This is a genomic window from Ferribacterium limneticum (genome assembly GCF_020510625.1).
Lineage (GTDB): Bacteria > Pseudomonadota > Gammaproteobacteria > Burkholderiales > Rhodocyclaceae > Azonexus > Azonexus limneticus_A.
Window position 1 is genome coordinate 261,844 of sequence record NZ_CP075191.1, and the last position, 19,162, is coordinate 281,005.

Below are 19,162 nucleotides of genomic sequence, written 5' to 3' on the forward strand. Positions count from 1 at the left end.
GATGCCGGAACGGCATCCGTTGGCTGGCCTTGGGGGCTGCGATGATTGACCCCTTCATCGCCCTGCGCGGTGAGCCGCCCGCCCTGCAGGTGCTGAAGCATCCACTCGGCTTTGTCTTTCGGGTGCTGCGCGGCTTCAGTACCAATCAGGGCCTGCTGCTGGCTGGGGCGATTGCCTACTATGCGCTGCTTTCGGTCGTACCGCTGCTGATCCTGACGGTATTCCTGCTTTCCAATCTGGTCAGCCAGGCCGAATTGCTCGGCGTCCTCGGGCGCTATCTGGAATGGCTGGTGCCCAGCCAGTCGCAGGCGGTGCTCGGCGATGTTTCCCGATTTCTGCAGAACGGCATCGGGATCGGTGCCCTGTTGCTGCTGACCATGCTGTTTTTCAGTTCGCTGGCCTTTTCCGGACTGGAAAAAGCGATGGCGATCATCTTTGCCCATCGTGGTCGGCAAAAGAAGCGCCACTTTCTGGTTTCCGCCGTCCTGCCCTACTGTTTCGTTTTCGTGCTGGGCATCGCCTTGTTGGTCGTGACCTTCGCTTCGGCCAGCCTGCAGGCGATGGAACATGAAAGCGTCCATTTTCTTGGCACCGACTGGTCGTTGCGCGGGGTCTCCGGCCTGCTTTTCTACCTGCTCGGACTGGCCATGGAAACTGCCGTCCTGACCTCGCTCTACCTGATCATCCCGGTCGGGCGGACGTCGCTCAGCCACGCGCTGATCGGCGGTTTTTCGGCCGCCCTGCTGTGGGAAGCCCTGCGCCATGTGCTGGTCTGGTACCTGACCAGCCTGTCGCGGGTCAGTGTCGTCTATGGCTCGCTGACCACGGCGGTGGTGGCGCTGTTCTGCATGGAACTCGCCGCGACGCTGCTACTGCTTGGCGCCCAGGTGATTGCCGAGTACGAGTTGCTGGGCGACAACGCACCCGCCTGATTACTTGGCGTTCCGCTCGCGAACGATGGGCGGCACGAACTTGACCGAGAATTTCCAGCCGTCCGGGCTGGCCTTGAGGAGCAGGGATTTTGAATTGGCCCCTTCCTCAAACAGCGGTTCTTCGTTGAGCATTTCAATGGCGCCTATGCCCTTGATGACACAGGCGCCGGGCAGCGTGACAAAAGCCGATTCGGCGGCGACCAGCACAAACTGCCCTTCCTTGGACTCGGAGCAGGACAGGCCCTTCGGCACGCTGGCCGGGTTCTCCTTCCAGGCTTGACGCAGCTTGTCGAGGCTTAGGCCCAGTTCTTCGGTGATCTTGAGCGGGAGCGTTACTTCGCGCGATTTGGCATGGCTCATTCGATGGTTCCTTGGTGGTGGCCGCTCAGAGCCAGGTCAGCCAGCGGCCGACCAGCAGCATCAGCACGATGGGCAGATAGGGAAAGGCGACGGTTGGGCGGCAGGCGCTGAGAATGTAGCTGGTGATCAGGCCAACGCTGCCGGGTCGGCTGGCAGCCCAGTCGGTATGCAGTTGCATCGCCGCTGGTGTCGGCTCGGGCTGCCCGAGCAGCGCTTCGATGTGCAGCAGGCGCTCGGCCAGCCGTGACTGGTAGGTCTTGAATATGCCTTCCTGCACCCAGCAGAGCAGTACCGTGAAGCCGATCCAGACCGGTGGCAGGCGGAGCGCCAGGCCAATCAGGCAAAGCGCGAGGCAGACCAGCTTGATGCTCAGGGCGTTGCGTTCGTGCTGTTCGTGGTTGTCCTGCAGGGTTTGCCACTCCTGAGCCAATAAGGTTTTGCTGTCCATTCGCCATTGTTCCCGGTTGCTTGCGACGCTGCGGTAGCAAGGATAGCCGTTTGTGCCCCGGATGTACGCGACAGGCGATGCTGATGGCAGGCAGCGTGTGGTGGAGAGGCGATTGCCACGCTGATTTGAAACGAAAAGGGCCGCCCGAAACGGGGCGGCCTTGTGTCCCAATGCCATTCAGTTAGTGAAAAACCTCTGGGGTCTGTCGTTCCCGCGGCCTCGACACGCCCGGGACTCCGCTTCGCGGCGGGCGAAGCGGGAACCCAGTAAATGTGTGATGCCTGGATTCCCGCTTTCGCGGGAATGACGCTTGACTGAACCGTATTGGGCCCTCGGCCTGGACGGCAATGGCCTCCGGCTTGCTGCGATTACTCGCCAGCGGCGCAGGCGCGCTGCTCGGCGCGGCTTAGGCCGCTGCCGGTAAAGCACTTGTTGTAGCCATCCTGCTCCAGCTTGTACAGCGTGCGAGCGACGACCGCGGTGTCGGTGAAATCGGAGAAGACACCATCGATACCCAGGCGGTAGAACTGCAGGTACTCATTGACCGGGTTGCCGGTGTAATCGCTGGACAGACGGCGCTGTTCGTTGCGGAAGGTCCAGGTGTGCACCTTGAGGCCACGGGCGTGGGCGCGCTCGATCAGGTCGGTCGGCTCGGCCAGGGCGCGGGCCGCTTCGCCCGGGCCGGTCGCATCGGAGACGACGGTGCTGACGATGTAGCGTTTCCACGGACCGATGCCGTAGGCGTAGCTGGCGATCTCGTCGAGGCCGGCATCGGTGGCGAACCAGCCAAAGGTGCGAGCCAGCAATTCCGGCTTGCCGGAGGCCGTCCAGTCGTACGGGCGGTCGAATGGTGCGTTGTAGGCCAGGCTGCCATCGGCGTTGACGTCGTCGGCATCGACCAGCTGGATCAGGCGGACCTTGGTCTGCTTGCTCAGGGCCTTCAGGTTGGCCTGTTCGAAGCTCTGGATGAAGACCGGGGCGTGGCGGTGGTTCCAGCCGGCGCGGGTCAGCGCGGCGAGCAGCTTGCCTTCCAGCGGCAGACCGAGGGCCTGGTGGTAGGTCGGGTGCTTGGTTTCCGGATAGATGCCGATGGTGCGGCCGGTTTCACGCGATTTGCGCTTGGCCAGTTCGATTACTTCATCAAAGGTCGGGATCTGGAACTTGCCGTCGAATTGCGTCGGCCGGTCGGCCGGGATCGGCTGCTTGGCGCGCAGGGTCTTGATTTCGGCCAGCGTGAAGTCGGAGGCGAAAAAGCCGGTTTCGGCGGCACCATCGACCAGGCGGGTACGCTTGCGGGCGGCGAACTCGGGGCGGCTGGCGACGTCGGTCGTCGCCGTGATGTTCGGTTCGTGACGGGCGATCAGGTGGCCATCCTTGGTCGAGACAAGGTCCGGCTCGATGTAATCGGCGCCGAGTGCGATGGCCAGGGCATAGCCTTCGAGGGTGTGGTCGGGCAGGTAGCCGGCGGTGCCGCGGTGGCCGATGACCAGCGGGGCAGTTTCGTTGCGTTCGTCGTAAGCGTTGTGACCATCGTGGGCGACAGCCGGGGCGGTCGTGGCCAGGCCGAGCGCGCCGGTGACCAGCAGGGCGGCGAGCGAAAGGTAGTGCTTGCGCATGTGGGGTGCTCCTCAGAGGTGGGGGAGCGGCTAGGCTAGTGTCGTGATATGACCATGTAATGACATTTCGCGTGGCCGGCGCGCGGATTGGCAGGCCCTGTGGCCAGGCTTGGGAAGCGCCAAAAATGCGGGCGACTCTTCGGTTTAATCGAAGTGTTTCTGTTGCACAGGTCGGTGGTTCGCACTGGTCAGGCTGCTTAGAATAGGCGCCTACGATTTTTCCGGTTCCCTGCCATGTTCGAACTCCTGCTCTCCCCCGAAATCTGGATCGCTTTCTTCACGCTGACGGCGCTGGAACTGGTGCTCGGTATCGACAACATCATTTTCATCAGCATCCTGGTCGACAAGCTGCCCAAGGAGCAGCAGGAGCTGGCCCGCAAGATCGGCCTGTTCCTCGCCATGTTCATGCGCATTGCGCTGCTGCTGGTGCTGTCGTGGATTGTCGGCCTGACTGAACCGGTGCTGACGCTGTTCGGTTATGGCGTTTCCGGGCGCGACCTGATCCTGATTGCCGGCGGCCTGTTCCTGATCTGGAAGAGTACCGGCGAGGTGCACCAGTTGCTGGAAGGCGAGGAAGGCAGCGAATCGGCCAAGGTGGCGTCAAGCTTTGCCGGGGTGATCGCCCAGATCATGGTGATCGACCTGGTGTTCTCGCTGGATTCGATCATCACGGCGGTCGGCATGGTCAGCCAGGTCGGCGTGATGATTGCCGCCGTCGTTGCCTCGGTCGGCCTGATGATGCTGTTTGCGCGCCATATCGGCGAATTTGTCTCGAATCACCCGACGATCAAGATGCTGGCCCTGTCCTTTCTGGTGGTGGTTGGCGTGGTGCTGATCGCCGACGGTTTCGGCCACCATGTGCCGAAGGGTTACATCTACTTCGCCATGGCCTTCTCGGTGGGGGTCGAAATGCTCAACATCCGCATGCGCAAGAAGGCCGTCAAGCCGGTCGATCTGCGCGAGCCGTATGCCCGGGAGTTAGAGGCCGATTAGGCTTCAAACCGGCGACAGCACGGCGGCCACCCGGCCTGGCTCGATGCGGATCGAGCGAAGCAGCCAGCGGGCCGCCTTTTCCTGCAGGCTGCCGTCTTCGCGCAGGACATAGACCGGCTTGCTACGGAAATAGCTGGCCACCATCTGGCTGATTGCCTGACGGGCCATCGGCTCGTATTCCCGCGGTAGCGCGGCGGATTGCACCGACTCGGCGACCGGTTGGTCGAGGAAAAACGCTTTGGCCGCATCGTCGTAGCGCACCCCGGCGGTGCCGAGCATGTCGACAGGAACGGCTGCCTGGCCGAGCAGCGATACATTCAGGCGGGCAGCGATGGTGGCCTTGCCGGCCGGCTCGCCAAGACGAATTCTGGGCGCTTCGCTCAGTGAAACGATGATCATCCCTTTGCCGTAGCTCTTCTGCTGCACACCATTTTTGTCGATCTGTGTCTGGATGTCGGCTTCGGAAAAATAGACTTCCTTGTCGAGCAAGCCGGCGCTGCCGGTCGTGGCGCTAACGAGGAGGGCCAGTGCGGCCATTAGGGATTTGAGCTTCATCAGATACCTCGATTCGAGTCGGCGTATTTTCCCACCCATTGACGCCGATAGTGCACTGGCGCCATGCCGGTCCATTCGACAAAGGCGCGATAGAAGGCCGAGGTGTCGGCATAGCCGAGGTCGGCGGCGACCTTGGCGATCGAGTCCTTCGTTTTCGTCAGCCGGGCCAGCGCCATGTCGCGGCGCAGGGCGTCCTTGATGCCACGGAAGCTGGAGCCTTCTTCTTCGAGCCGGCGGTGAATGGTGCGCGGCGACAGGTAGAGGCGGTCGGCGATGTCGTCCAGGCTCAAGGTGTCGGGCAGGGCGGCGCGCAGCAGGTCGCGGACGCGGATGACCATCTCGCGGTCGCGTCGGTAGAGGGTGGTGATCTTGCCGGGGGCGCCGTCGAGGAAAGTGGTCAGTGCCGCTTCGTCGCGGCGGATGGGCAGATCGAGCAGGTTGGCGTTGAAGCTGGCGACCAGCGTCCCCATGCCACCGGGAACCGTCGGCGCAAAGCGCGAATCCTCGGTGAAGATCAGGGCGTAGTCGGCGAAATGGGCTGGCTTGCGGTAGGGAAAGATCACGCTGTCGAGACCAATGCCGCGCCCGGCCAGCCAGCACGACAGGCCGTGCAGCAGACGGAGCAGCCATTCGAAGGCGAAGATGCGGCCGGGGTCATTTACTCCTCCCTCTTTAGGGTCCAGAGGGCCGGTATCCCTTGGGACAAGGGGGAGGTTGGGTGGGGGATGGGTTTTGGCACGCGCTGTCATTGCCCCATCCCCTCCCCAGCCCTCCCCTTGAAGGGGAGGGGGGGCAGGCCAACTTTGCATGGGAGGGAGTGGCAGGCCGAGCGGGCGCCGTTCAGCGATGACCAGTTCGGCGTGACCATGTGAGCGGCGGACGCTGACCGCCATGTCGGGCAATACGACGTGCAGGAAGCGGGCGGCACGGGTGAGCGCCTCGGCCAGCGTCGGGGCACTCAGGCAGCCACGGCACAGGAATTCGAAACTGCCGACGCGCATCGGCTGGGCGAAAAGATTGAAGGCTTCATCGTCCAGCTCACGATTCAGCCGGTTGTAGAGCGCGGCGTAGCGGTCGATAGGGATGCGCTTGGCCGTGTCTGCAATGTCAATGTTTTCAGCGGCCAGCATGGGGGCCGGGTTGATCTGTCGCCGCGCCAGACCAGCCAGCATGCCGGTAACAAAGCCCATGGCAACAGTGGCTTGGGTGCGGTTTGGTGATTCTGGGTTGGTGCGATGCAGCATTTTTGGCCAATTTTTCTGGTTCACTGTGACAGGGTATCACCTTGGCGGAATTTGCACGATTATCGTCATTCGCCACAATGGCAGCGGGGTGAAAGGGGCATACGATGGGCGCCTTTCCACCTTTTTGTTGAGGCAGGCGTCATGACCGATCTTTCAGTTGCCAAGAAGCTTTCCCCGTACAAGCCGAAGAACAAGGTTCGTTTCGTCACCGCCGCCTCGCTGTTCGACGGCCACGACGCCTCGATCAACATCATGCGCCGCATCCTGCAATCGACTGGCTCGGAAGTGATCCACCTCGGCCACAACCGCTCGGTGCAGGAAATCGTCAATGCCGCGCTGCAGGAAGACGTGCAGGGCATCTGCATCACCTCCTACCAGGGGGGGCACGTCGAATTCTTCAAATACATGATCGACCTGCTCAAGGCCAATGGTGGCGCCAACATCAAGGTGTTCGGCGGTGGCGGCGGCGTCATCGTGCCGTCGGAAATCAAGGAACTGCACGACTACGGCGTGACCCGCATCTACGCACCGGAAGACGGCGTGCACATGGGCCTGCAAGGCATGATCAACGAGGTCGTGCAGAAATCCGACTTCGATGTCGCCGATGAAGGCGTGCCAACGGCCGAACAGGTGCTGGCTGGCCTGAAGGCCGGCGACAAGCGCCTGCTGGCCCGGGTCATCACCCTGCTCGAAAACGGCGAAGCCCCGGCCCTCAAGGAGCCGCTGCTCAAGGCGGCGGCCGAAACGAATATTCCTGTGCTCGGCATCACCGGCACCGGTGGTGCCGGTAAGTCGTCGCTGACCGACGAACTGGTCCGTCGCTTCCGCCTCGATCAGGGCGATACGGTCAAGATCGGCCTGATCTCGATCGATCCGTCACGCAAGCGTACCGGCGGTGCCTTGTTGGGCGACCGTATCCGGATGAACGCCATCGAGCATCCGAACATCTTCATGCGTTCGCTGGCTACCCGCGACACCGGCTCCGAAATCTCCGTTGCGCTGCCGGAAGTGATCGCCGCCTGCAAGCTGGCCGGCTTTGATCTGGTCGTCGTCGAAACCTCCGGCATCGGCCAGGGCAACGCCGCCATCGTGCCTTTCGTCGATCTGTCGCTGTACGTGATGACGCCCGAGTTCGGTGCCGCCTCGCAGCTGGAGAAGATCGACATGCTCGATTTCGCCGATTTCGTCGCGATCAACAAGTTCGACCGCAAGGGCGCCGAGGATGCGCTGCGCGACGTGCGCAAGCAGTACCAGCGCAATCGCGAAGCTTTCACCACGCCGACTGACGACATGCCGGTCTTCGGCACGCAGGCTGCCCGTTTCAACGACGATGGCGTCACCGCCTTGTATCAGGCGCTGGTCCCGGCCCTGACCGAAAAGGGTCTGACGCTCAAGCCAGGTCAATTGCCGATCGTCACCGTCAAGCAGTCCTCGACCCAGCGCGCCATCGTGCCGGCCCAGCGCGTGCGCTACCTGGCTGAAATTGCCGACACCGTGCGCGGCTATCACGCCCACACTGAAGAGCAGGTCAAGATCGCCCGTGAGCGCCAGTCGCTGCGCATCGCCAAGGCTGTCTTTGCCGGTTGCGACAAGAACGTGGCCGATTTCGACGAAATGCAGGCTTTCAAGGACGCCCAGCAAGACCCGAAAGCCAAGAAGCTGCTCGACATGTGGCCGGCGACGGTCGAGGCCTATTCCGGTGACGAGTACGTCGTGAAAATCCGCGATAAGGAAATCCGTACCAAGCTGGTTTCCGAATCGCTGTCCGGCACCAAGATCAAGAAGGTCATCCTGCCCAAGTTCGGCGACGATGGCGAAACCCTGCGCTTCCTGATGCGCGAGAACGTACCGGGCTCCTTCCCCTACACCGCCGGCGTCTTCGCCTTCAAGCGCGAAGGTGAAGATCCGACCCGGATGTTCGCCGGCGAAGGCGATGCCTTCCGCACCAACCGCCGTTTCAAGCGCGTTTCCGAAGGCATGCCGGCCCACCGTTTGTCGACCGCCTTCGACTCGGTGACGCTGTACGGCTGTGACCCGGACGAGCGCCCGGACATCTACGGCAAGATCGGCAATTCCGGCGTCTCGATCGCCACACTCGACGACCTCAAGGTGCTTTACGACGGCTTCGACCTGCTCGCCCCGACCACCTCGGTCTCGATGACCATCAACGGCCCGGCACCGATCATCCTGGCCTGCTTCTTCAACACCGCCATCGATCAACAGATGGCCAAGTTCGAAAAGGACAACGGCCGTCAGCCGACCGAAGACGAAGCCGAGAAGATTCGCGAGTGGGTGCTGAAGAGCGTGCGCGGCACGGTTCAGGCCGACATCCTGAAGGAAGACCAGGGCCAGAACACTTGCATCTTCTCGACCGAGTTTGCACTGAAGATGATGGGCGACATCCAGGAATTCTTCGTCCATAACCAGGTGCAGAACTTCTACTCGGTGTCGATCTCCGGCTATCACATTGCCGAAGCCGGCGCCAACCCGATCAGCCAGCTTGCTTTCACGCTGTCCAACGGCTTCACCTACGTTGAGTCGTATCTGGCGCGCGGCATGCACATCGACGATTTCGCGCCGAATCTGTCGTTCTTCTTCTCGAACGGCATGGACCCGGAATACTCGGTGATCGGCCGCGTTGCCCGCCGCATCTGGGCGATTGCGATGAAGAACAAGTACGGCGCCAACGAACGCAGCCAGAAGCTGAAGTACCACATCCAGACCTCCGGCCGCTCGCTGCACGCCCAGGAAATGGACTTCAACGACATCCGCACCACGCTGCAGGCGCTGATCGCCATCTACGACAACTGCAACTCGCTGCACACCAACGCCTACGACGAAGCGATCACCACGCCGACCGAGGAATCCGTGCGCCGCGCCATGGCCATCCAGTTGATCATCAACCGCGAGTGGGGCGTCGCCAAGAACGAAAACCCGAACCAGGGGGCCTTTGTCATCGACGAACTGACCGATCTGGTTGAAGAGGCCGTGCTCAAGGAATTCGAAGCCATCGCCAGCCGCGGCGGCGTGCTCGGCGCCATGGAAACCGGCTACCAGCGCGGCAAGATCCAGGAAGAGTCGATGTACTACGAGCACAAGAAGCACGACGGCTCGTACCCGATCATTGGCGTGAACACCTTCCTGAATCCGAAGGGCATGGCCCAACAGGAAATCGAACTGGCCCGTTCGAGCGAGGAAGAAAAGCAATCGCAGATCAAGCGCCTGCGCGACTTCCAGGCCCGTAATGCCGACAAGTCGTCGGCCATGCTGGCCAAGCTGAAACAGACGGTCATTGAAGACGGCAACGTCTTCGCCGTGCTGGTCGATGCCGTCAAGTGCTGCTCGCTCGGTCAGATCAGCAGCGCACTGTATGAAGTCGGTGGCCAGTACCGCCGCAGCATGTAAGGGCCCGCGTAAAAGGCGAACAGCAACCCGAACCCGATAGGGCGGAGGAGAAAAACGACGGCGAGGCTATGAACCTCGCCGTTTTCATTGCCTGATCTATCCGCGGGTAAACCTGAAAATGCGCTTCTTGGTAACCTGCATCGGTGAATCTGCACGATAATCAGAAAACGCTAATGCATCATGCAGTCATCGCTTATGTACCCGCAGACTACCAACGCCGCTTCCGACTGGATTGTCGATAACACCCACCTGCTCGATTTCGTCCTGAACGAAGCGGGCGGCTTTGTTTACGCCATCGACGCGACGACTCACGAAATCCTTTATGCCAACGGCAGCGTCGTTCGCACTTTCGGTAACGTGGTCGGCAAAACCTGCTTTCACGCACTTCAACGCGGGCGCGACGAGATCTGCCCGGGTTGTCCGGAAATGCCCCCTCCCGAGCAGCCCGAGAGCGATGAGCTGGTTGAATGGGAGAACACCAACAGCATCAACCAGCGGACCTATCTGCTGAATGGCCGTTACCTTCGCTGGCCCGACGGTCGTCGGATTCGCCTTCAGGTTGGTATCGACATCACTCGCCAGAAGGCGCTCGAATCGGCCGTCGACGAGGAACGCCGGGCGTCGCTGGAAACCTTCGAGATGCTGACCAATGCGACCATCGAAGGGCTGATCATCTATGACGAGGATCGCCGTTGCGTGCGGGTCAATCAGGTGGCGCCGCAAATCCTGGGCTACAGCGCCGACGAAATGCTCGGCAAGAGCGCGTTCGATTTCATCGCCCCCCAGTCGCGCGATCACGTCCATCGCGTCATCAAGAATGCTGACCAGGCCCCCTATGAAGCGCAGATGCTGCGCCGGGACGGTTCCGTATTCTGGGCCATCCTGCGCGGCCGCGACCTGAGCCTGGCCGGCCGTAAAATTCGCGTTTCTGCCATTCTGGATATTTCCCAAATCAAGGAAAAGGAAGCCGAGATCAGCCACTTGGCCTACTACGACGCGCTGACCGAGCTGCCCAACCGGCGCTATCTGAACGAACAACTTGGCCACGCCTTGAACGCCGCCCGGCGAAGCGGAAATTATGGCGGACTGTTGTTTATCGATCTCGATCATTTCAAGACCATCAACGACACCCGTGGCCATGCCGTCGGCGACAAGGTGCTGATCGAAGCCGCGCGACGAATCAGGCAGTACACGCGCGATGCCGACTACGTCAGCCGCTTCGGCGGCGACGAATTCGTCGTGCTGCTGGAAAACCTCTCCTCCGCTGAAAGCGAAGCCACGCAAAAGGCGTATCAGGCTGCCCGCAAAATTCTCGATGCGCTGGCGGTCCCTTACCTGATCGATACCTACGACTACCGGCTCACCGGCAGCATCGGCATTGCCCTGTTCAACGGTTCCTCGGGTTCCAACGAGGATTTGTTGCGCTATGCCGATGCCGCGATGTACACGGCCAAGGATGCCGGACGCAACAGCGTGCGTTTCTTTGACCCGGTGCTGCAACAACAGGCGGAAGCCAAGGCACTGCTGATCAGCCGTCTGCGGCGTGCCATTGAAGAAGAAAAGCTTCAGCTCTACGCCCAGCCGCAAATTGGCTCCACCGGTGGCCGGAAGGTTTACGGCGTCGAATTGCTGGCCCGCTGGCCGGATGCCGAGCAAGGCATGATTCCGCCCGGCATTTTTATTCCGGCGGCAGAGGAAAGCGGCCTGATCCTCCCGCTTGGGCAATGGGTGCTGCATCAGGCCGTCCGCCAGCTGAAAGCCTGGGAAAACGATCCGGAGCGAAAAAACTGGCGCATTTCGATCAATGTCAGCGTTCGCCAGTTCGAAGACGGCGACTGTGTGGCAGGCATTACCGAACTGCTCGAACGCTACCGCTTCCGACCCGAGCTGCTTTGCCTTGAACTGACCGAGAGCGTCCTGCTGCAACACACCAAGGAGATACTCCACAAGTTCTCGCGCTTGCGCGAACTGGGTTTCCACCTTTCGATCGATGATTTCGGCACCGGCTATTCCTCACTCGCCTACCTGAAGCGGCTGCCGATCACCGAACTGAAAATTGACCGCTCTTTCGTCCATGAAATGACGATCGACAGCAGCAATGCGATTCTGGTCCAGACCATGATCGCCATCGGCCAGCAGTTCGGTCTCGACGTAGTGGCCGAAGGGGTCGAAACCGAGGCCCAGTACGAACGCCTGCTGGCAATGGGGTGTACGCAATTCCAGGGTTACCTTTTCGGGCGCCCGACCCCGGTCGGCGACTGAGGCGGCGTCTGAAACACGGCTGATCGTTGCCGCCGCAGCCTGTGAGGCAATCTTCAGCGGTGGGGTGGCATGCCGGAGCCGTTCGGGCGGCGGAAAAACGACGGCGAGGCCGTGGACCTCGCCGTTATTGTTGGTGCACCGGTGAGAGAGGTGATCAGAACGGCATTGCCACCTTCACCCCGATCGCATTGGTGGAGCTGTTGTTGGAAAACTGACCGGTGTATTCCAGGCGAATGGTCGTGCCGCTCTTGCGCAGGATATCGACGCCAATCGCCAGATCGGCATAGGTCTTTTTGCTCTTGGTGGTGACCGTGAATGGCTGGACGCCGGATGGCGCGCCTTCGAGGCTGGCGGTGACGTGGCGCTCATTGCTGCCGAGGAACTGGGTCATGCCGACGCGCACGTAATGGCGGAGCAGGGTGCCCTCGCCGCCGACACTGTTTTCACCGCCGAACTCGATAGCTGGATGCAGTGACACGAAGGTGTCGTTTGCCTTCTCGACACGCAGGTTGGCACCACCGGCCCCAGTTTCCTCATAGGCATCGCGTGACACGTAGGACACGCCCAAGCCCAGCATCGGGCGGATATAGGCGTTTTCGCTGGCCATGATGTCGTGGCTGATCCGGCCGTGCAAGGAACTAGACCACAGGGTCGGCCTGGCTTGGGCATAGGTGCCCGGGGCTACGAGGTCGACCAGGCGCCGGGTGTTGTAGTGGCCGTAGCCGGCGCTGAAGGACAGCGACAGGCGGGTGGCGTCGTAGCGTTGCTTGAGGATCATGCCGCCCTCGAAGCGCTCGCCATTGACGTCCGAAAAGACCGAGTTGAGGGCCGATTGCTGGTAAGAGGCGCCAAAGCCGAGATGCAGGTTTTCGCGCACGGCCTTCTGGAACCCACCGGCCATCGTCACCACATCCTGACGATAGCCTGGATTCTGGTCGTTCCTTTCCTGATCGCGGATGCTGCCACCGAAGCGGACCCAGCTGCATTCGCCTTCGCGGATGAAGCGATAGTCGCCGTCGCGCTGACGGCAACTGTGCATCGCATCGTTGAACGCCAGGCTGGAAGTGGTCGCTGCCGTCGTTGTCGTACCCAGCGCGCCCGGGCCGAGCTTTTCGTAGGCAATGCGCAAGCGCGCCTCGTCCGGCATGCTGACCAACGCAGCGATATAAGGTGCCAGGCTGCTTGAGCCGCCAGCCGCCAGAATTGCATTGAGGTGGGCGCCGATTTGCCGGCCGTTGTTGCCCAGCGAGGCCGGTGAGAAATCAACCAGGCTGGAAATGGCCACCTCATTGCTGCTCGGGTAGCTCAAGGCGTAATGAACGATGGGCGATGCCGGGGCAATCAGGCTCAGGCTGTTGGAGGTGACGCCGCCAGCGGCCGAGAGGACGACGCGCTGCCAGTTGCCGATCTGGACGGAGCCGGTGTCGATCGGCGTTACCCGGATGCTGCCGCCAAGCTGGGCGCTGCCGCTGACGTTGAGGCGGTCGCTGCTCCTGCCTGCCAGGCTGAGGTCGACGTTGTAGGCGCCGCCGGCGTTCTGCTGCAGATTGCCCGTCAGCAAGGTGGTCTGTGGCACCCGCGAACCGCCGGGTGAGAGCGTGCCGTCGTTGCTGAAGCTGCGTCCGGCGCCGATCATGATGTTGGCCAGGGGGTTGAAGGTCGCATCGACAAGGTTGCTGATTGTGTTGCTGCCGGCGCCGAGATCGACGTTGCCGGTCAGCGTGCCGTGGTTGTTGAGCGTTTCTGCAGCAGCGCCGCCACTCAGGGCCATGCCACTCAAAGCCGAGACCGTACCCCGGTTGGTGATGACGTTGCTGGCGCCATTCAGAACCATGATGCCGACGCCGGTTCCGCTGCCGCCGGTGACCGAACCGTCGTTGATATTGACGATCACATTGCCGTTGCTCGCACCGCCCAGACTCTGGGCAACGATACCGTGGGCGTCAGCACCGGTGACGAGGATATTGCCCGAACTATTGACCGTGACCAGGCCGGATGAACCGGTATAAACGCCGCCGCTGAAGCCGCCATTGCTCTGGGCGACGATGCCGTGCGCGGCGATGCCGTAGGTCCGGATATCGCCGGTTTGTGCAACGGTCACCTTACCGCCTTCCCCAGTGCCGCCAACGCTGCCGGCTATCCCGATACCGGCGCCGACGGTGCCGCCCAGGCCGCCGCCTCCGCCGACGCTCTGGGCGAAAATGCCCATGGCGCCGCGGGCGCGGGTGACGATGTTGCCGAAGTTGTCGACGATCACCTCGCCGCCGTTGCCGGCATTGCCGCCATCGCCGGCGAAAGCGAAGGCGTTGCCGAAGTCGGTGACGCCGAGGTCGACATTGCCGGCGTAACCGCCGCCGCCGCCGATGCTCTGCGCGAAGATGCCGTGGGCGACAACGCCCGACGTGGAAATTTCGCCATGGGTGATGACATGCACCAGTCCGCCGTTGCCCGATGAACCACCGTCACCGCCGAAGCTGAGTTGCTTGCTGTCGGCATCACCGATCGCGCCGATGCCACCGATGCCGCCGCCGCCGCCAATGCTCTGCGCGAGCACCGCGACGGAACCCTGGCCGGTGGTTGTGATGCTGCCTGTATGGTCGATGAAGACTTCCTTGCCGTCGCCACTGGCGCCGCCGGCACCACCCACCGTGATGTTGACGTCACCCTCTTCCTGGATCGGCAGCACGAAGTCGAGCAATTCGGAAACGTCTTCCGAGACGCCGAAATCCTCCCAGTCGAGTCCGTGGTAACCGCTGCCGCCTACCCCGCCGCCGCCGCCGATACTCTGGGCGAAGATGCCGAAGGCGTCAGCGCCGCGCGTGACGATGCTGCCGGTATTGGTGACTTCCACCTTCGCCCCGGCATCCTCGCCTGTGCCGGCCCGGCCGCCGACACTCAGCGTCGCGCCGACGCTGAAGCTGGTGGGGTCGGGCACCTCGGGTACATCGGGCTGCCAGTTGGAGGGATCAATGCTCAGGATCATGGAACGTGCGTCGCCACCCGCGCCGCCGCCGCCGCCGACGCTCTGGACGAAGATGCCGTGTGCGCCGACACCGTAGGTATCGATTGCGTTGCGATTGGTCACCGTCACATTGCCGCCGACGTTGCCGCTGGCACCCTTGCCGCCGATAGCCATGGCGAAGTCGACCTTCACTTCGACCTGCCCGCCCGCTTTGCCTCCCTGGCCGCCTGCGTCGCTGGGATCGTCCGGCAGGGAGAAGTTGGCGGTCGCGGCGACGCTGCTGCCGCCGTCACCACCACCGCCGCCGATGCTTTGCGCCAGGATGCCGTAGGCGTAGTCCTGGTGGGTCGTGATCCGGCCGTCGTTGGTGACAACAACGTCGCCAGCCTTGCCGCCCGTGCCGCCATCACCGCCCAGCGTCAGCGCGATGTTCACGCCGACCTTCGGATAGGGCTCTGGTATCGGCACCAGGCTGCTGAAATTGGCCATCACCGCGCCGCTGGAACCGCCCGCCCCGCCGCCACCGCCGATGCTTTGCGCGAAGATGCCGTAGGAGTATTCGTTCCAGGTTTCGATGCGGCCGCTGTTCACCACTGTCACGGTGTCGGCTGAATTGCCGTTACCGCCGTCGCCGCCCATGGTCAGGGTTAAGCCGCCGAAGGCGGATACGGCGCCGGAGAAGGCCATACCGCCGGCGCCGCCGCCACCACCGATGCTCTGCGCCAGGACGCCGTGGCTTTGCCGGCCCCAGGTCATGACGTCGCTGTCGACATAGACATTGACCAGGCCGCCCTTGCCGCCAGCACCACCGTCGCCGCCGAAGCCGAAAGATATCGACACCGGCTTCAGCAACGAGCCGGTGATGCTGGCGCCGCCGTTGCCGCCGCCGCCGCCGATGCTCTGGGCAACGATGCCGTGGGCGCGATCGCCGTAAGTGGTGAGCGTTCCGCCCAAGGCCGAGTTCGCGCTGCCGACATTCACGGTATTGCCGTCGCTGGCGCCGCCGCCCGTGCCGCCGAAGCCGAGATCGAGACCGGTACCGCCGGCCAGGCTGGCCGAAATGCTGAAACCCCCGTTGCCGCCACTGCCACCGATGCTCTGGGCGAGAATGGCGTGCGCGCCGTTGCCGGCGGCCGGGTCGCACCCGCTTGTATCAGCCATCGCCTGGCTGCAACCGGTCGTGATGTCGCCGACGCTGTGGACCGTGACGACGTCTGAATCATTGCCGGTGCCGCCGTTACCACCAATCGAGATGTTGGCCGTGATGCCGCCCATCACGCTGCCGGCGATGGCGAAACCACCATCGCCGCCGCTGCCGCCGATGCTCTGGGCGACGATGCCGTGGGCGTAATCGCCGCGGGTATGGATGCTGCCGAAGAAGGGATCCGCTGCACTGCCGACATCGACTGTCTTGCCGACGCCGCCGCCGCCGCCCTCGCCGCCGAGGCTGAGGTTCAGGCCCTTGCTGCCGCTGTAGCTGCCGGCGATGGCGAAGCCGCCGGAGCCGCCGCCGCCGCCGACGCTCTGCGCGAAGATGCCGTAGGACTGCTTGTCGTAGGTGTAGATGCTGCCGCCGCCGAGCACCTTGACCGCCCCGGCATCGCCCCCCGTCCCGCCGCTGCCGCCGATGGCGACGCTAAGGCTGACGATGCTCCCGGCCGAACCGGAAATCGCGAAGCCGCCGTTGCCGCCGCCGCCGCCGATGCTCTGCGCGAAGATCGCGTGGGCACGTTCGCCATCGGTGACGATGCTGCCGCTTGCGGTATTGGTGACGGTGACGTCCGAGCCATTGCCGCCCGTGCCACCCTTGCCGCCGATCGACACCGAAGCTTCGGCGCCGACAGCGACCGCGTCGCCGCCTGCGCCGCCGCCACCGCCGACGCTCTGGGCAAAGAGGGCATGCGACTCGTCTTCGCGGGTATGGATGCTGCCTTCGTTGACCACTTTGACGGTGTCGGCATTGCCACCGCCACCGCCGTCGCCGCCGATGCTGACCAGCCCGCCGGAGTGGCCGCCGTCGCCGCCCCCGCCGCCGATGCTCTGGGCGTAGATGCCGTAGGACTGAAGACCGAAGGTATTGATGCTGCCGCGATTGGTGACATCGACCTTGCCGCCGTCGCTGGTTCCCGAACCGTTGCCGCCGATGCCGACCAGACCGTTGGCACCGCCCCCGTCGCCGCCGCCGCCGCCGACACTCTGGGCGTAGATGCCGTGTGCGTAGTCGCCACGATGTACTGCCTGCGAGCCATCGGTTCCGGTACTGATGGCCCCTTCGTTAACCACGGTCACCATGCCGCCATTGCCGCCGGCGGCGCCGTCGCCGCCGACGCTGGCCAACAGGCCGAAGCGGCCGCCGCCGCTGCCGCCGCCGCCACCGATGCTCTGCGCGAAAATCCCGTGGCTGTACAGGTTGTTGGTGCTGACGGTGCCGGACGCTTCGTTCCGGACATCCACGTCGCCGCCGCTGCCGCCGCTGTTGGCGTCGCCGCCGAAGGACCAGAACAGTCCCCAGCTGGTTCCGCCGGGGCCGCCGAAGCCGCCGACGCTCTGGGCGTAAAGGCCGTAGGCGTACTTGCCCGAGGTTTCGATTGCGCCGCTGCTGTGCAGCGTCACCTTGTCGCCATCGCTGGCGTCACCACCACTGCCGGGCTTGCCGAACAGCCAGCCGCCGCTGCCGCCGGCACCGGCGTTGCCGCCGATACTCCTGGCCCAGATGCCGTTGGCGTAGTCGCCGCCGGTCGTGACGTTCCAGCCGCCGACGACGCTGACTTCGCCACCCTTGCCGCCGAAGCCGCCGCCGCCGCCCGGCATGGCACCGCTGCCGCTGCCGCCGGCGCCGCCGTTGCCACCGACGCTCAGGGCGTAGATGCCGGTCGCGTCGGCGCCGCTGGTGGTGATGTCGGCACTGCCGCTCACCGTCACGGTGCCGCCAGTGCCGCCGGTGCCGCCCTTCTGGCCATGGCGCCAGTGGCCGCCATCGCCGCCGGCCCCACCCTCGCCGCCGGCACTGATGGCGACGATGCCGCCGGAAGCATCCAGATGCGTGACGATGCTGCCGCTGGCCGCAATGCTGACCGCGCCACCGTCACTGCCCGCTCCGCCGCCGCCGGCCGAGTGACCGATGCTGCCATCGCGCCCCCGGGTGCCGGTGCCGCCCTGGCTGTAGGCGTCGATACCATAGGACCCGGTATTTTTCGTCTCGAGCGCGCCATTGCTGGTGATAGCGATGCTGTTGCCCGCACCGCCGGCCATTGCATCGCTGAGAATGCCCGCGACATAGCGCTGCAGGTCGGGGAACAGGGTGGGCGAACTGGCTGCCGCCGGTTTGCTGCTGACGCCGAAGGTGTCGAACCAGGCTTCCCGGTTTTGCATCAGGTCTCCGTGGCTGTCTTTCTGGAAGGTGACGACCAGTTGGCTGTTATCTGCCTGCGTGTTGCCAGCCCGTGTGCCGAGAACGCTGTAGCTGACCGCCGTGCTCAAGGTCTGGCCAGTGCCCAGCGCGGCCTGCGCCGCGAGTTCTGCGGGGCTGTACTGCACCGTGAAATGGCCGTCGGGATAAATGGTGAAGGTGCCGTGCTCGATTGGGTTGCCGTTGCCATCCCGGACGATGGTCCCGTTGGCGTCGATCAAATGGCCGCGCACCTGGATGCTGGCGCCGGTGAAACTCAGCACATCACCGGCTGTATTGCGGACGCTGGTCACGGCAAAGCTGAAGCCGGTTTCGCTGAAGCTGCGCAGTTGGCTCAGCACGCTCTCCGGATAGCCTGGGCTGGCGCTGTAGGCGCGGATCGCATGGGCATTCGCACCATCGGTGACGATGTTGCTGTATGAGTTGATGGTCACCGTGCCGCCCGAAACGTTCGGATCGACGCCGACCAGCGGAACACCGAGGAAGGCATCCGGTGGCGCGCTCAGGCTGGGGGTTCCCAAAGTGATGCCTTCGATGCCGTAGGCCGCGTTGCCGCTTGTCTTTATTTCGACCACGCTGGAAGGCGTGCCGCTGTTGATCAGCACGTTGCCAATACCGTTGCTGATCATCCGGATGCCTGGTGTGCCGCTGACCGGGGCTATGTCTTGATTCAGCTGCTGGACATCGAGTCGACTGGGCGGGGTGGTGATACTGACGCCTTGCGACTGATTGCCTTCGCAGGTCAGGGTCATGCCGCCGTCACTGGTCGTACAACTGTCCGGGCCGGCGATCGCCACGGGAACGAAGGCTGCCGAAATGGCCATGGCGAGAAAACGCTGATTGGCACGGGGAATGAAACGAGCATTCATGACATCTCCCTGGTCCTGCGTCTGCAGGTTATTTGGTATCTGTTATGAATATAGCCATTTATGCAAAAAAGCATAGGTGCATTGGGCTCGAGATCCAGTATTGGCGG

10 protein-coding genes are annotated in these 19,162 nt (G+C 63.3%); 4 read left to right on the top strand and 6 right to left on the bottom strand.

The genetic code is table 11. The annotated features are described in order from the left end of the window. The first annotated feature begins 41 nt into the window (after positions 1–41). Entirely contained in the window at positions 42–932 is an 891-nt protein-coding gene (locus tag KI617_RS01240) for a YihY/virulence factor BrkB family protein (protein ID WP_226449914.1), read from the top strand. Here KI617_RS01240 and KI617_RS01245 read toward each other — a convergent pair whose 3' ends face one another. The 3 genes from KI617_RS01245 to KI617_RS01255 all read right to left on the bottom strand — a co-directional run bounded on the left by KI617_RS01245 (position 933) and on the right by KI617_RS01255 (position 3,356). Beyond that, positions 933–1,292 (bottom strand): hypothetical protein, encoded by a 360-nt coding sequence (locus KI617_RS01245; protein ID WP_226449916.1) that lies wholly within the window; start codon positions 1,290–1,292, stop codon positions 933–935. Between the two features lie 25 nt (positions 1,293–1,317). Further along, positions 1,318–1,740, bottom strand: coding sequence for a hypothetical protein (locus KI617_RS01250; protein WP_226449917.1), 423 nt, complete (start codon positions 1,738–1,740; stop codon positions 1,318–1,320). Between the two features lie 368 nt (positions 1,741–2,108). Beyond that, the gene (locus KI617_RS01255; protein ID WP_226449919.1) at positions 2,109–3,356 is read right to left on the bottom strand and encodes a glycerophosphodiester phosphodiesterase; all 1,248 of its coding nucleotides are present in this window, start codon (positions 3,354–3,356) and stop codon (positions 2,109–2,111) included. A 234-nt stretch (positions 3,357–3,590) separates the two neighbouring features. Here KI617_RS01255 and KI617_RS01260 point away from each other — a divergent pair, with 234 nt between their 5' ends. Further along, complete coding sequence (locus KI617_RS01260; protein WP_226449921.1) at positions 3,591–4,349, top strand: TerC family protein; 759 nt, start codon at positions 3,591–3,593, stop codon at positions 4,347–4,349. A 3-nt stretch (positions 4,350–4,352) separates the two neighbouring features. Here KI617_RS01260 and KI617_RS01265 read toward each other — a convergent pair whose 3' ends face one another. Next, positions 4,353–4,904, bottom strand: coding sequence for a DUF1439 domain-containing protein (locus tag KI617_RS01265; protein WP_226449923.1), 552 nt, complete (start codon positions 4,902–4,904; stop codon positions 4,353–4,355). After that, complete coding sequence (locus KI617_RS01270; RefSeq protein WP_226449925.1) at positions 4,904–6,148, bottom strand: AraC family transcriptional regulator; 1,245 nt, start codon at positions 6,146–6,148, stop codon at positions 4,904–4,906. Before KI617_RS01270 ends, KI617_RS01265 begins: the two co-directional genes overlap by 1 nt. A 141-nt stretch (positions 6,149–6,289) precedes the next feature. On the opposite strand from KI617_RS01270, the gene icmF reads away from it, so the two are divergent. Further along, positions 6,290–9,553 carry a fused isobutyryl-CoA mutase/GTPase IcmF gene (gene icmF, locus KI617_RS01275; RefSeq protein WP_226449927.1) on the top strand — a complete coding sequence of 1,088 codons (3,264 nt, stop codon included), beginning with the start codon at positions 6,290–6,292 and terminating at the stop codon, positions 9,551–9,553. A 180-nt stretch (positions 9,554–9,733) separates the two neighbouring features. After that, on the top strand, positions 9,734–11,815 hold the full coding sequence (locus KI617_RS01280; RefSeq protein WP_226449929.1) for a putative bifunctional diguanylate cyclase/phosphodiesterase: 2,082 nt from the start codon (positions 9,734–9,736) through the stop codon (positions 11,813–11,815). Between the two features lie 154 nt (positions 11,816–11,969). Here KI617_RS01280 and KI617_RS01285 read toward each other — a convergent pair whose 3' ends face one another. Continuing rightward, positions 11,970–19,055 carry an autotransporter outer membrane beta-barrel domain-containing protein gene (locus KI617_RS01285; RefSeq protein WP_226449931.1) on the bottom strand — a complete coding sequence of 2,362 codons (7,086 nt, stop codon included), beginning with the start codon at positions 19,053–19,055 and terminating at the stop codon, positions 11,970–11,972. Between the last annotated feature and the right edge of the window lie 107 nt (positions 19,056–19,162).